The following is a 13,139-nucleotide window of genomic DNA, read 5'->3' as shown; positions in this document are numbered from 1 at the left end:
CAGATCGGGGGCCAGGGTTTCGGGTTACGGGGTGGCGCTGGCGTTGGCGGCGATCTCCGGGAGGTCGGCCGGGCCCGGGTCGGCTGCCGGGGGTGGGGTTGCCGACGGGTTCTGGGCGGCGGCGCGGACCGCCGCCGCGACCGCGGGAGCGACCCGGCTGTCGAAGACGCTGGGCACGATGACCGTCGGGTTGATCTTGTCCTCGCCGACGACGTCGGCGATCGCCCGGGCGGCGGCGATCGCCATCTCCTCGGTGAACTCCTCCGCGTGCGCGTCCAGCATGCCCCGGAAGACGCCGGGGAAGGCCAGCACGTTGTTGATCTGGTTCGGCTGGTCCGAGCGGCCGGTGGCGACCACGGCGGCGTGCTTGCGGGCCTCCCGCGGGTCCACCTCCGGGTCCGGGTTGGCGAGCGCGAACACGATCGCGTCCTTCGCCATGGCGGCGATGTCATCGCCGGTCAGCAGGTTCGGCGCGCTCACACCGATGAACACGTCCGCCCCGCGGATCGCCCCCGGCAGGTCACCGGAGTAGTTCTCCTTGTTGGTGTGGTCGGCCAGCCACTCCCAGGCCGGGTTGAGGTTCGGCATCCCGCGGTGCAGGGCGCCCTGCCGGTCGTACGCGATGATGTCGCCCACGCCCTGCCGCAGCAGCAGCTTCATGATCGCGGTGCCGGCCGCGCCGGCGCCGGAGACCACGACCCGGACGTCCGCGAGCTGCTTGCCCACGACGCGCAGCGCGTTGGTCAGCGCCGCCAGGACGCAGATCGCGGTGCCGTGCTGGTCGTCGTGGAAGACCGGGATGTCCAGCGCCTCCCGCAGCCGCGCCTCGATCTCGAAGCAGCGCGGCGCCGCGATGTCCTCCAGGTTGATGCCGCCGTACGCGGGCGCGATCGCCTTGACGATCGACACGATCTCGTCGGTGTCCTGCGTGTCGAGCACCACCGGCCAGGCGTCCACCCCGCCGAAGCGCTTGAACAGCGCCGCCTTGCCCTCCATCACGGGCAGCGACGCGGCCGGCCCCAGGTTGCCCAGGCCGAGCACGGCGGAGCCGTCGCTGACCACGGCGACCGTGTTGCGCTTGATCGTGAGCCGCCGGGCGTCCGCCGGGTTCTCCGCGATCGCCTGGCAGACCCGGGCCACCCCGGGGGTGTACGCGCGGGACAGCTCGTCGCGGGTGCGCAGCGCGACCTTCGAGCTGACCTCGATCTTGCCGCCGAGGTGCAGCAGGAACGTCCGGTCGGAGACCTTGCGGACGTCGACGTCGTCCATCGCGGTGAGCGCGTCGACCACCTGGTCGGCGTGGCTGGCGTCGGCGGTGTCGCAGGTCAGGTCGACGATCACGTGGGTGGGGTCGGAGTCGACCACGTCGAGCGCGGTGACGATCGCCCCGGCCTCCCCGACGGACGTGGTCAGTCGTCCGATGGACGAGGCGTCCGCCGGGACCGCGATCCGGATCGTGATCGAGAATCCGGCACTCGGCAGTCGGGTGATGGCCACGCAGATCCCTCCGTCGACGCTGTACGGCTGCCCGCATTTCTACTCTCCGGGGCAGGTCGGCCGGCACGCGGCCCCGCTACCGGCGGGTACGGCCTCGGGCATATAGCGGGTGCGTCCGGCGTTGGCACATGTCAGGATTGCTTCCTACGTGACCAAACGGACAGGAGTAGTGAGCTTGCGAGACCAGGAGACCTTCGAGCCGTTCGAGGATGACGAGCTCGACGCCACCACCGGCGAGTTCGAGCTGTCGGAGCGGCAGGCGCTGCGGCGGGTCCCCGGCCTCTCCACCGAGCTCACCGACGTCACCGAGGTCGAGTACCGCCAGCTGCGGCTGGAGCGGGTCGTCCTGGTGGGGGTCTGGACGGAGGGCACGCAGGACGACGCGGAGAACTCGCTGACCGAGCTGGCGGCGCTGGCCGAGACGGCCGGCTCGCAGGTGCTCGAGGGGCTGATCCAGCGGCGCAACCGCCCCGACCCGGCCACCTACGTCGGCCGGGGCAAGGTCAACGACCTGGGCGCGGTCGTGCTGTCGACCGGCGCCGACACGGTGATCTGCGACGGTGAGCTCTCCCCGTCCCAGCTGCGCAACCTGGAGCAGCGCACCAAGGTCAAGGTGGTCGACCGGACGGCGCTGATCCTGGACATCTTCGCCCAGCACGCGAAGAGCAAGGAAGGTAAGGCGCAGGTCGAGCTGGCCCAGTTGGAGTACCTGCTCCCGCGGCTGCGCGGTTGGGGTGAGACGCTGTCCCGCCAGAGCGGTGGTAGCGCTCGTGCCGGCGGTGCCGGCGGCGTGGGTCTGCGCGGTCCCGGTGAGACGAAGCTGGAGACCGATCGGCGCCGGATTCGTACCCGGATCTCCCGGTTGCGCCGGGAGATCAAGGGCATGAAGACGGTACGCCAGACCAAGCGCGCCCGTCGGGCCCGCAACGCCGTGCCGGCCGTGGCCATCGCCGGCTACACGAACGCCGGCAAGTCCAGCCTGCTCAACCGGCTGACCGGGGCCGGCGTGCTGGTGGAGAACGCGCTCTTCGCCACGCTGGACCCGACCACCCGCAAGGCCACCACGTCCGACGGGCGCGTCTACACCCTGTCCGACACGGTCGGTTTCGTCCGGCACCTGCCGCACCAGATCGTCGAGGCGTTCCGCTCGACGCTGGAGGAGGTCGCCGAGTCCGACCTGGTCGTGCACGTGGTGGACGGCACCCACCCGGACCCGGAGGAGCAGGTCCGCGCGGTCCGCGAGGTGCTCGCCGAGGTGGGCGCCGACCGGCTGCCCGAGCTGCTCGTGGTCAACAAGGCGGACGCGGCCGACGAGGAGACCCTGCTGCGGCTCAAGCGGCTGTGGCCGGAGGCGATCTTCGTTTCCGCGCACACCGGTCGCGGTGTCGAAGATCTGCGTACCGCGGTCGAGGGTCGGCTGCCCCGCCCGGCCGTCGAGGTCCGCGCGGTCCTGCCGTACGACCGGGGGGACCTGGTGGCCCGGGTACACCGGCAGGGCGAGGTGCTGAGCACCGCGCACCTGCCCGAGGGCACCCTGCTGCACGTCCGGGTCGGCGAGGCACTCGCCGCCGAGCTGGCTCCCTTCGAGGCGGCGGAGCCCGTCGGCCCGCGCTCCTAGGGTCCGGCCTGCCGATCTTGTCGAGCCGAGGCGAGGTCCGGACGCCGCCGGGCGTCGGCCGGACCTGCCGCCGGCCGACGGATGATCGGCTGGACGGGCCCTGGCCCGTCCAGGCGCACGGAGTCGTGTCGTCGGCGTGCGACACTGTGAGGATGCGCCGCGTTCTCACCTCGGTCACGGGTGCCCTCAGCCTGTTGGGGGCGACCGTGGCAGTCACCGGTGCCGTCCTGGCCGCCGCCCCGGCACCGGCCGAGGCGGCGGGCCAGAAGCGCTGCACCGTGACCGACCAACGGCTCGTCGAGCTCTCCGGTCTGGTCGCCATCAAGACCGGCTACGTCGTGATCAACGATGGCACCGAGGTGGACAGCCGCAAGCGGATCTTCTTCCTGGACACCAAGTGCAGGATCGCCAAGGATCCGGTCCGCTACTCGGGCGGCGGCCCGGCGGACCCGGAGGACCTGGCGCTCTCGCCGGACGGCCGGACGCTCTGGGTCGCCGACACCGGCGACAACGTGACCAGCCGGCAGCGCCGCGAGCGCGTGGCGGTGTGGACCCTGCCCGTCGGCGGCGGCAAGCCGGCGACGCTGCACCGCCTGGCGTACCCGGACGGCAAGCCGCGTGACGCCGAGGCGCTGGTCATCGGCGACGACGGCAACCCGCTGATCATCACCAAGGTCACCTCCGGTAAGGCCGAGATCTTCACCCCGGACGGGGAGCTGCGCAGCGGCGACACCGCGCCGGTGCCGATGAAGAAGGTCGGCGACGTCGAGCTGCCCAAGACGGAGACCGACAACCGGCTCGGGGTGCTCGGCCGGACGGCGATCACCGGCGCGGCCCGCTCCCCGGACGGCTCCCGGGTGGTGCTGCGCACGTACGCGGACGCCTTCGAGTACGACGTCGCCGGCGGTGACGTGGTCAAGGCGCTCACCACCACCGAGCCCCGGGTGACACCGCTCGCCGACCCGTTCGGCGAGGCCATCTCGTACAGCCCCGACGGCAAGTCCTTTCTCACCGTCTCCGAGGGCGGGCAGCTGGAGGAGGGCGAGACCGTCGACATCCTCGCGTACAAGCCGTCGACCCAGGGCGCCAAGCCGGTCGCGGCCGCGGCCGAGCCGAAGAAGGCGGCCGAGGCGTCGTGGTTCGACAGCCTGTCGTTGCAGGACATCATGTACCTGGTCGGCGCGGTGGGCCTGATCGGTGTGGCGATGGTCGGCGCCGGAGTGTTCGGCATCCTGCGCGCCCGCCGCAACCCCGTCGCGGGCCCGGACGACGACGAGCGCACCGACGACGGCGGCCCGGCCGACGGTTTCCCGGCCGCGGACGACCGGTCGCGGGGCGGGGTCTACGGCGGCGCCGCCGGCGGGAGTGTGTACGGCGCGGCCGACGGGGCGGGGCGCGGCCGGGAGCCGGGTCGACCGGGTGTCGCCCCGGCCGCCAGCGGCGTGTACGGCGGGGGTCGCTCCGCCGGGGCCGTCTACGGCGGTCGACCGTCCGGTGGGGGTGTCTACGGCGGCGGTGGCAACCCGCGCCCCGGGGCCAGCGGCGGTCGCCCGCCCGCCAGCCCGCCCCCCAGCGGTGGTCGCCCGGCCGGCGGTGGCCGCGGCGGTGTCTACGGCGGCGGGCCGGATCGCCGGCCTGGCGGAGAAGTCTATGGCGGCGGCCCGGCCGAGCCTCCGCGGCGTGGCGGCGGGCCTGACCCGCGCGCCGGACGGCGTCGCGAGGACGGCCCCGACGAGGGCTGGGACGGCCCGTACGGGCAGGTGCCCGGCGGCGGGCGCGGCTACCACGGCGACCGCTACTAGGCCACAGCTACCACCGCGACGGCGTCCTCCGCCGCCGGCCCGGCGTCCCCCGCCGGTCGCCCGACGGCCCCGACCGTCGGGCGAACCGTGGGGGACCGACGTCAGATGCGGCGCAGGACGGCGACGACCCGGCCCATGATGGTGGCGTCGTCGCCCGGGATCGGGTCGAAGGCCGGGTTCTGCGGCATCAGCCAGACGTGCCCGTCGCGGCGCCGGTAGGTCTTCACGGTCGCCTCGCCGTCGAGCATGGCCGCGACGATGTCACCGGAGTCGGCCGTGGGCTGCTGCCGGACCACCACCCAGTCGCCGTCGCAGATGGCGGCGTCGAGCATCGAGTCGCCCTTGACCTGGAGCATGAAGACCTCGCCCTCACCCACCAGCTCGCGGGGGAGCGGGAAGATGTCCTCGACGGCCTGCTCGGCGAGGATCGGGCCACCGGCGGCGATCCGGCCGAGCATCGGCACGTACGCCGGCGTCGGGCGCTGCGAGCGGGCCAGCTCGTCGTCGATCACGTCGCTGGGGGCCCGGACGTCGACCGCGCGCGGCCGGTTGGGGTCGCGGCGCAGGAAGCCCTTCTTCTCCAGCTCCTTGAGCTGGTAGGCGACGCTGGACGGCGACACCAGGCCGACCGCCTCGCCGATCTCCCGCACGCTCGGCGGGTAGCCGTGCCGCTCGACCCAGGTGCGGATGAACTCCAGGATCCGCCGCTGGCGGGCGGTCAGGTCGACCGTCGCGGGGTCGGGGAAGGCGCTCACCACCGGGGTGACCGGGCGTACGGCGGGCGCGCCGGTGCGGCTCCGCGCGGCGCCCCGGCGACGCGTGGCCGCCGCACCCGCGTCGGTGATCTGCTGCGGGCTCTTCGGCCGGCTGGCCCGGTCCTCGGTCACGTCCGTCCTCCCTGGTCGGCGCTGTGGTGCCTCGTCGGCTCGTGGTGCGTGCGGTGGTGCGGTGACGATGGCGGAGAACCGCCGTGCGTCCGTCGTTCATGACCGTATAGGTGAGATCAGTCATTTTCAAACATCTGTACGACGTTGCTCGGCGTGTCGGGGTGGAAATCCGCGCGGGTCGTACTCGTGTTCTGATAAATGGTACGTCGCGTCGAACGGCTGTTCTAATTCGGCGGATCGTCGGCGTCGGTCCACCGGGCGGCCGATAACCGGAGCGCCCTTCGCGCGGTTGGGTTTCCGGGCGACGGGGAAGCGGGGAGCGGTCCCGGACGTGGGTGACGCGCCGGACACGCCGGCAACTTGACCTCGGATCGTCGGCGGCATACGGTCGACCCCTAGATGTAGTAGTCACAAGGGCGTAAGTCGCCTACAGGTTGGGTTCGACTACCGAACGCACTTCCCAGCGCCAGCACGGCGAAGACCGTCGGAGGACGGCTCCGCCGTGGCGACGCGTGTCCGGAGGTCGAGCGGTGCGGCCCGTGGTCGACGAAGGAGGTCGGGCGATGCGGTGTCCGTACTGCCGGCACCCCGACTCCCGGGTGGTCGACTCGCGGGAGGCCGACGACGGCCAGTTGATCCGCCGGCGGCGATCCTGCCCGGAGTGCGGCAAACGGTTCACCACGGTCGAGGAGGCCGTCCTCGCGGTGGTCAAGCGCAGCGGGGTGACCGAGCCGTTCAGTCGTACGAAGATCATCGGCGGGGTGCGCAAGGCGTGCCAGGGCCGCCCGGTCGACGACGACTCGCTCGCGCTGCTGGCGCAGCGGGTCGAGGAGACCGTCCGGGCCAAGGGGGCCGCCGAGATCCCCAGCCACGAGGTGGGGCTGGCCATCCTGGGCCCGCTGCGGGACCTGGACGAAATCGCCTACCTCCGGTTCGCCAGCGTCTACCGGTCCTTCGACTCGCTCGCCGACTTCGAACGCGAGATCGAGACGTTGCGGGCCGCGGCCCGCGCCCGGGAGAGCGGCGGGGCCGACGCGGTCGAGGCCGCCGGCCGCACCAGCTGATTCTTCACAGTTTTCGAGAGATTGGGACGCGCGGTGGGTGACCGCGCAGACGAGGGGGGCGACGGCGTGACAACGAGCCGTTCACGAAGCAAGGCGGGCACCGGACTGAAGGTCGAGCGGGTCTGGACGACGGAGGGGGTCCACCCGTACGACGAGGTCACCTGGGAGCGCCGGGACGTCGTGATGACGAACTGGCGGGACGGCTCGATCAACTTCGAGCAGCGCGGCGTGGAGTTCCCGGAGGCGTGGAGCGTCAACGCGGCCAACATCGTGACCACCAAGTACTTCCGGGGCGCGGTGGGCACTCCGGAGCGGGAGTGGTCGCTCAAGCAGCTGATCGACCGGGTCGTCACCACCTACCGCACCGCCGGTGAGGAGTACGGCTACTTCGCCAGCCCCGCCGACGCCGAGGTCTTCGCCCACGAGCTGACCTGGATGCTGCTGCACCAGGTGTTCAGCTTCAACTCGCCGGTGTGGTTCAACGTGGGCACGCCCTCGCCGCAGCAGGTCAGCGCGTGCCTACCGTACGACTCGCTGGTCAGCACCCCAGACGGGCTGGTGCCGATCGGCAAGCTGGTCGAGGACGGCGCCGTCGGGGCCAAGGTGTACGACGGGAACGGGCTGACCCGGATCGTGGCCGTCAAGGCCAACGGTGTCCGTGAGGTCATCCGGCTGCACACCAAGGCGGGCTACCTGCTCGACGTCACGCCGGACCACGTGGTGTGGAAGAGCACGGGCGACGGCACGGGTCAGTGGGTCGAGGCCGGCACCCTGAAGCCCGGTGACAAGCTCGAATGGCACCGCACGTACGCCTACGGCGAGAGCGAGCTCGACCTGCGGGAGATCCGTGAGGCCGCGCTCGCCGGATGGCTTCAGTCCGACGGGTTCGTCGGCCAGTACGACCAGGGCAGCAACCGGTCGTTGACGATCGAGGCGATGACCGTCAACGACGACGAGTTGGAGTGGGTGACGGGCACCCTCGACGAGGTCTTCCCCGGCGCGCACCGCAAGGAGCGCACGGTGACGACGCAGAGCGAGGAGCTGGACTGCCGGCGTACCCGCCTCTACGGCGAGCATCTGCGTCCGTTCGTGGAGAAGTGGGACCTGCTGACCCGCGGCGTCGAGATGGAGGTGCCGGAGCGCCTCTTCACCGCACCGCTGCCGGTCGTTGCGGCGTACCTGCGCAGCATCTTCCAGGCCGAGGGTTACGTCTCGGCGCGTGAGCAGTCCACGCTCGTCGCGGTGGACATGATCTCGGAGAAGCTGATCCGCGGCGTGCAGAGCCTCCTGCTGCGGTTCGGGATCTTCTCCCGCGTCGCCTACAAGGCGGACCCGCGCCCGGACCGTAAGGGTTGCTGGTCGGTCCGGATCCAGAACGACGGCGACCGGGACCTCTTCGCCACCCACATCGGGTTCGTCGGCGCCGAGAAGATGGCCAAGCTCGACCAGAGCTTCGCAAAGCCGGGCCGTCCCGCCAACGACGTGAAGCGGCTGGAGATCGACCGCGTCGAGTCCCTTGGGACGATGGAGGTCTACGACATCCAGACGGAGAGCGGCGAATTCCTGGCCGGTAACCTCCGGGTCCACAACTGCTTCATCCTCGCCGTCGACGACTCGATGGACTCCATCCTGGACTGGTACAAGGAGGAGGGGCTGATCTTCAAGGGCGGCTCCGGCTCCGGCGTCAACCTGTCCCGGATCCGCTCGTCGAGGGAGCTGCTCTCCTCCGGCGGTACCGCCTCCGGCCCGGTCAGCTTCATGCGCGGCGCCGACGCCTCCGCCGGCACCATCAAGTCCGGTGGTGCCACCCGGCGCGCGGCCAAGATGGTCATCCTCGACGTGGACCACCCGGACATCGAGGAGTTCGTGGTCACCAAGGCGCGCGAGGAGGACAAGATCCGCGCGCTGCGCGACGCCGGCTTCGACATGGACCTGGGCGGCGCCGACATCGTCAGCGTGCAGTACCAGAACGCCAACAACTCGGTCCGGGTGTCCGACGAGTTCATGGCGGCGGTCGAGAACGGCGGCACCTTCGACCTGCGCGGCCGCCTCGACGGCGCGGTGATCGACACCATCGACGCCCGGAACCTGTTCCGCACGATCTCCCAGGCCGCGTGGGAGTGCGCCGACCCGGGCCTCCAGTACGACGACACCATCAACGACTGGCACACCTGCCCGGAGACCGGGCGGATCACCGCGTCGAACCCGTGCTCGGAGTACCTGCACCTGGACAACTCCTCGTGCAACCTGGCCTCGCTCAACCTGATGAAGTTCCTCCGCGCCGACGGCGGCTTCCAGGTGGAGAAGTTCGTCAAGTCGGTCGAGCTGGTCATCACCGCGATGGACATCTCGATCTGCTTCGCCGACTTCCCGACCGAGAAGATCGGCGAGACCACCCGCGCGTACCGGCAGCTCGGCATCGGGTACGCGAACCTCGGCGCGCTGCTCATGGCCTCCGGCCTGCCGTACGACTCGGAGCAGGGCCGCTCGGTCGCCGCGGCGATCACCTCGCTGATGACCGGCACCGCGTACCGCCGCTCCGCCGAGCTGGCCGGTGTCGTCGGCGCGTACGACGGCTACGCCCGCAACGCCGAGCCGCACAAGCGGGTCATGCGCAAGCACGCCGCCGCCAACGACGAGATCAAGCCGTCTGGCACCGTGGCCACCGCCATCCAGCGCGAGGCCACCCGGCAGTGGACCCTCGGCAACAAGGTCGGCGACAAGAACGGCTGGCGGAACTCGCAGGCCAGCGTGCTGGCGCCCACCGGCACCATCGGCCTGATGATGGACTGCGACACCACCGGCGTCGAGCCGGACCTGGCGCTGGTCAAGTTCAAGAAGCTGGTCGGCGGCGGCTCGATGCAGATCGTCAACCAGACCGTCCCGCGCGCCCTGCGCAGCCTCGGCTACCCCGAGGAGCAGGTCGAGGCGATCGTCGAGCACATCGCCGACCACGGCCACGTGGTGGACGCCCCCGGCCTCAAGCCGGAGCACTACCCGGTCTTCGACTGCGCGATGGGCGAGCGGTCCATCGCCCCGATGGGCCACGTGCGGATGATGGCGGCCGTCCAGCCGTTCATCTCCGGCGCCATCTCCAAGACGGTCAACATGCCGGAGCAGGCCACCGTCGAGGACGTCGAGAAGATCTACTTCGAGGGCTGGAAGCTCGGCCTCAAGGCCCTGGCCATCTACCGGGACAACTGCAAGGTCGGCCAGCCGCTGTCGGCGGCGAAGAAGAAGGCGGCCGAGCCGGAGACCCCGGCGGCCGTGCAGCCGGTCGTCGAGAAGGTCGTCGAGTACCGGCCGGTGCGCAAGCGGCTGCCGAAGAAGCGCCCGTCCGAGACGATCTCCTTCTCGGTCGGCGGCGCCGAGGGCTACCTCACCGCGTCGTCGTACCCGGACGACGGCCTCGGCGAGGTCTTCCTCAAGATGTCGAAGCAGGGCTCGACCCTGGCCGGCGTGATGGACGCCTTCTCGGTGGCCATCTCCATCGGTCTCCAGTACGGCGTCCCGCTGGAGACGTACGTCAGCAAGTTCACCAACATGCGCTTCGAGCCGGCCGGCATGACCGACGACCCGGACGTGCGCATGGCGGCCTCGGTGATGGACTACATCTTCCGTCGCCTGGCGCTGGACTTCCTGCCGTACGAGCGCCGCGCGGAGCTGGGCATCTTCACCGCGAAGGAGCGGGCCGCCCAGCTCGCGGCCGAGGCGGAGGCGGAGGCGAGCGGTGCGGACCTCACCGCGATGGCCGCCTCCGCCCCGGTCGAGATCAGGCCGGAGGAGCCGAAGACCGGCCCGGTCGCCCAGCCGGCGCAGGAGGTCGCGGACGTCGCCGCCGCCAAGCCGGCGCCGTCGGTGGGTTCCAGCACCGAACTGCTGGAGGCCGTCATCGGCAAGGCCGCCGACGCGCCGCTCTGCTTCACCTGCGGTACGAAGATGCGCCCGGCCGGTAGCTGCTACGTCTGCGAGGGCTGCGGCAGCACCAGCGGCTGCAGCTGACGTAGCAACGAGCCCTGGGCGTTGACGCGCCCGGGGCTCGTGAGCCGGGAGAAGTTCCGACCAATCTGTTGCAGGAACGGATCGCCGCTTTTCCCAAGTCGCACCCGAAGACGACCGTCAAGGAGACCAAGAGCAAGTGACCTAGGAGGCCGCCAGCGCCTTGCGTCCGGCTGCCCCTCGAAGTCATGCGAGTGGATCTCGGTGTAGTAGTTGAGGCTCTGTCCCGGCAGGTACGGGCAGGGCCTCAACTCATTTCGTTGACGGTGGTTGTCAGCGGTCGCGTCATGCTCTATCGGTTCAAGCGGGCCATGAACGCGGACCACGACCGACGGTCGAAGCAAAGCGCCGGGCCAGAAGGGTCCTTGCTGTCGCGGACCAGGATGCTGCGATCCGTTGCTGCGACCTCGACGCAGGCGCCGCCGTTGTTGTCGCTGTAGCTCGACTTGCGCCAGACCGTGCGATCGGGGGTGTCCATGGTCAGCTCTCTCAGATCTGCTGCCGCTCTATGTCGTCCACCATCCGGAGGATGAGCTTGCGCGACTCTACCGGCCCGAGAGCGGCGGCCCGGAGTCGGTCCCATAGCCGAGTGTAGGCGCGCACCGCGTCGGGTCGGTCAAGGTAGTCGGCGTCGGTGAAGGTCTCCACGTAGATCACGTCGGACGCGGCGTCGTCGCCGAACCTCAGGATGATGAAGTTGAATGACGCCGTCTCGTAGGTCTGAGCGTCGAACGGGAAGACCTGGAGCGAGACGTTTGGCTGCTCGCCGACGTCGGCCAGGTGCAGCAGCTGGCTTTGCATGGTTGCCCCGTCGCCGATGCTTCGGCGGAGTGCCGACTCGCTGAGGATGAAGCTCAGATCGGGCCCGTCCTGCTCCCGAAGGATCGCCTGCCGCTCCAGGCGAACAGCGACCTGCCGGTCGGCGTCCTCGGCCGTTGGGCGTGGATGGGCGGTCGCGTTCATGGCGCGGATGTATGGCTCGATCTGGAGGATGCCGGGGACCACCTCCGGCTGGTACCAACGGATTTCGGAAGCGTCTCCCTCAAGGTCCAGGTACTGCCGGAACCAGTCCGGGACCGCGTTGCGGTACGTGCTCCAGCGCCCGCGTTGTCTGCCGGCTCGCGCGAGTTCGCGGAGTGTCTCCGCTTCCTCGCCGACTACGCCGTAAAGGTCGAGCAACACGTTGAGGTCGGTCAGCTTGATCCCTGACTGGCCCAGTTCGAGCCGACTGACCTTGCTGGCGGCGGCATCGATGACGGCGGCAGCGTCGTCCTGAGTCTTGCCAGCCTCTTCGCGTGCGCGCTTCAGCGCCAGTCCGAGGCGTCGCCGCTGGATCGTCGGGTTGACCATCGGCCGATTATGGCCCGCTCCGCACTGTGATCCCACGACACGCCGGAGCGAGGTTCCCAAAATAGGAGTCCAAAAACTAGTCTGTGTGGACTTCCAAAACAGGAGTCCAAGTGGCGGTGACGAATGAGGCGTTCGGTCTCGTACAACGGCTACCTGCTGGCGGTCGCGCTGACCCTGGCCCGACGGCACCGTCCGGTCTGGTCCTGGTCCCTGTGGCGGCGGGTCTGCCGGTGCGGTGCTGAGTTGCCCTGCCACGCCCGGCACCGCATCCCGATCTGTCGTGGCCACTGGCCAGGGGAGGAGCAGACGTGACCGAGCATCAGGTCAGCCAGATCCTCGCGGTTCACCTGTCCGGTGCCGACGGGCTGTGTGTCGGGTGCCGGCGGTGGTGGGCGCGGCTGTCCCCGTACCCCTGCTATCAGGCGGAATGGGCGTGCCGCTGGCATGCCCGCGCCACCACCTGGCGCTTTCTGGGAGGCCGCTCGTGACCACCCATGGGCCGGTCCTTCCGGTGTGGACCTGCGGCGGTTGCAACGGGCCGTGGCCCTGCGCGACCCGGCGCAAGGAACTGCGAGCGGAGTTCGACGGCGCGCCGGTCTCGCTGGCTCTGTACATGGGGTCCTACCTGGTGTCCGCAGCCGAGGACCTGACCTGGGTGCCGGCGGGGCTGCTGCACCGGCGGTTCCTCGGCTGGATCCGGTGAGCCTGATCCGGCCCGGTGACGAGCGGTTCCACTACAGCGACGGTTCGCACAAGTGGATCCCGCCGGACCCGGACTATGACCAGGAGGTCTGGGACGAGATGGTCCGGCAGCACAAGCAGCAGCACCTCGACGAGATTTCCCGACGACGGAAGCCGTAGCCGCGCCACCGCGGGGCGGCCGGCTGAGCGCCGCATGATCGGATACGCCCCAGCGGCACAA

The 13,139-nt window shown here is 70.5% G+C and carries 12 protein-coding genes; 8 read left to right on the top strand and 4 right to left on the bottom strand.

All coding sequences use genetic code 11. The annotated features are described in order from the left end of the window. Positions 1-24 precede the first annotated feature (24 nt). On the bottom strand, positions 25-1,497 hold the full coding sequence (locus AB0873_RS01150) for an NAD-dependent malic enzyme (protein ID WP_155333473.1): 1,473 nt from the start codon (positions 1,495-1,497) through the stop codon (positions 25-27). 175 nt (positions 1,498-1,672) lie between these two features. Here AB0873_RS01150 and hflX point away from each other — a divergent pair, with 175 nt between their 5' ends. Then, on the top strand, positions 1,673-3,115 hold the full coding sequence (gene hflX, locus AB0873_RS01145) for a GTPase HflX (protein ID WP_366598050.1): 1,443 nt from the start codon (positions 1,673-1,675) through the stop codon (positions 3,113-3,115). A gap of 152 nt (positions 3,116-3,267) precedes the next feature. Then, a complete protein-coding gene (locus AB0873_RS01140) occupies positions 3,268-4,917 on the top strand; it encodes a hypothetical protein (protein ID WP_366597904.1) in 1,650 nt (549 codons plus the stop codon). A gap of 101 nt (positions 4,918-5,018) precedes the next feature. Here AB0873_RS01140 and lexA read toward each other — a convergent pair whose 3' ends face one another. Next, the gene (gene lexA / locus AB0873_RS01135; protein WP_155333471.1) at positions 5,019-5,804 is read right to left on the bottom strand and encodes a transcriptional repressor LexA; all 786 of its coding nucleotides are present in this window, start codon (positions 5,802-5,804) and stop codon (positions 5,019-5,021) included. Between the two features lie 563 nt (positions 5,805-6,367). Here lexA and nrdR point away from each other — a divergent pair. Further along, positions 6,368-6,868 carry a transcriptional regulator NrdR gene (gene nrdR, locus AB0873_RS01130; protein ID WP_155333470.1) on the top strand — a complete coding sequence of 167 codons (501 nt, stop codon included), beginning with the start codon at positions 6,368-6,370 and terminating at the stop codon, positions 6,866-6,868. A 66-nt stretch (positions 6,869-6,934) separates the two neighbouring features. Then, the gene (locus AB0873_RS01125; protein WP_366597903.1) at positions 6,935-10,870 is read left to right on the top strand and encodes a vitamin B12-dependent ribonucleotide reductase; all 3,936 of its coding nucleotides are present in this window, start codon (positions 6,935-6,937) and stop codon (positions 10,868-10,870) included. Positions 10,871-11,159: 289 nt separating this feature from the next. Here AB0873_RS01125 and AB0873_RS01120 read toward each other — a convergent pair whose 3' ends face one another. Both AB0873_RS01120 and AB0873_RS01115 read right to left on the bottom strand, forming a co-directional pair. Next, entirely contained in the window at positions 11,160-11,345 is a 186-nt protein-coding gene (locus AB0873_RS01120) for a DUF397 domain-containing protein (RefSeq protein ID WP_155333467.1), read from the bottom strand. 11 nt (positions 11,346-11,356) lie between these two features. After that, the gene (locus AB0873_RS01115; RefSeq protein WP_366597902.1) at positions 11,357-12,217 is read right to left on the bottom strand and encodes a helix-turn-helix transcriptional regulator; all 861 of its coding nucleotides are present in this window, start codon (positions 12,215-12,217) and stop codon (positions 11,357-11,359) included. Between the two features lie 123 nt (positions 12,218-12,340). On the opposite strand from AB0873_RS01115, the gene AB0873_RS01110 reads away from it, so the two are divergent. Genes AB0873_RS01110 through AB0873_RS01095 form a run of 4 tightly spaced genes read left to right on the top strand, consistent with a single transcriptional unit; the run spans position 12,341 to position 13,078 of the window. After that, positions 12,341-12,529, top strand: coding sequence for a hypothetical protein (locus AB0873_RS01110; RefSeq protein ID WP_366597901.1), 189 nt, complete (start codon positions 12,341-12,343; stop codon positions 12,527-12,529). Next, positions 12,526-12,705: a hypothetical protein gene (locus AB0873_RS01105; protein WP_366597900.1), complete on the top strand. Its 180-nt coding sequence runs from the start codon at positions 12,526-12,528 to the stop codon at positions 12,703-12,705. The genes AB0873_RS01110 and AB0873_RS01105 overlap by 4 nt, the downstream gene beginning before the upstream one ends. Further along, a complete protein-coding gene (locus tag AB0873_RS01100; protein ID WP_155333463.1) occupies positions 12,702-12,920 on the top strand; it encodes a hypothetical protein in 219 nt (72 codons plus the stop codon). The genes AB0873_RS01105 and AB0873_RS01100 overlap by 4 nt, the downstream gene beginning before the upstream one ends. After that, positions 12,917-13,078, top strand: coding sequence for a hypothetical protein (locus AB0873_RS01095; RefSeq protein WP_196255746.1), 162 nt, complete (start codon positions 12,917-12,919; stop codon positions 13,076-13,078). Before AB0873_RS01100 ends, AB0873_RS01095 begins: the two co-directional genes overlap by 4 nt. Positions 13,079-13,139 lie beyond the last annotated feature (61 nt).

Origin of the sequence: Micromonospora sp. NPDC047707 (assembly GCF_040704235.1) — a bacterium.
Taxonomy (GTDB): domain Bacteria; phylum Actinomycetota; class Actinomycetes; order Mycobacteriales; family Micromonosporaceae; genus Micromonospora.
The sequence above is the reverse complement of the archived record's forward strand: the minus strand, read 5'-3'. Positions and strand labels throughout refer to the sequence as shown.

What these genes read in the sequence shown, in the direction of transcription:
- AB0873_RS01110 (WP_366597901.1), top strand. Translation starts at nt 12,341, where the DNA reads ATGAGGCGTTCGGTCTCGTACAACGGCTACCTGCTGGCGGTCGCGCTG.
- nrdR (WP_155333470.1), top strand. Translation starts at nt 6,368, where the DNA reads ATGCGGTGTCCGTACTGCCGGCACCCCGACTCCCGGGTGGTCGACTCG.
- AB0873_RS01140 (WP_366597904.1), top strand. Translation starts at nt 3,268, where the DNA reads ATGCGCCGCGTTCTCACCTCGGTCACGGGTGCCCTCAGCCTGTTGGGG.
- AB0873_RS01115 (WP_366597902.1), bottom strand. Translation starts at nt 12,217, where the DNA reads ATGGTCAACCCGACGATCCAGCGGCGACGCCTCGGACTGGCGCTGAAG.
- AB0873_RS01120 (WP_155333467.1), bottom strand. Translation starts at nt 11,345, where the DNA reads ATGGACACCCCCGATCGCACGGTCTGGCGCAAGTCGAGCTACAGCGAC.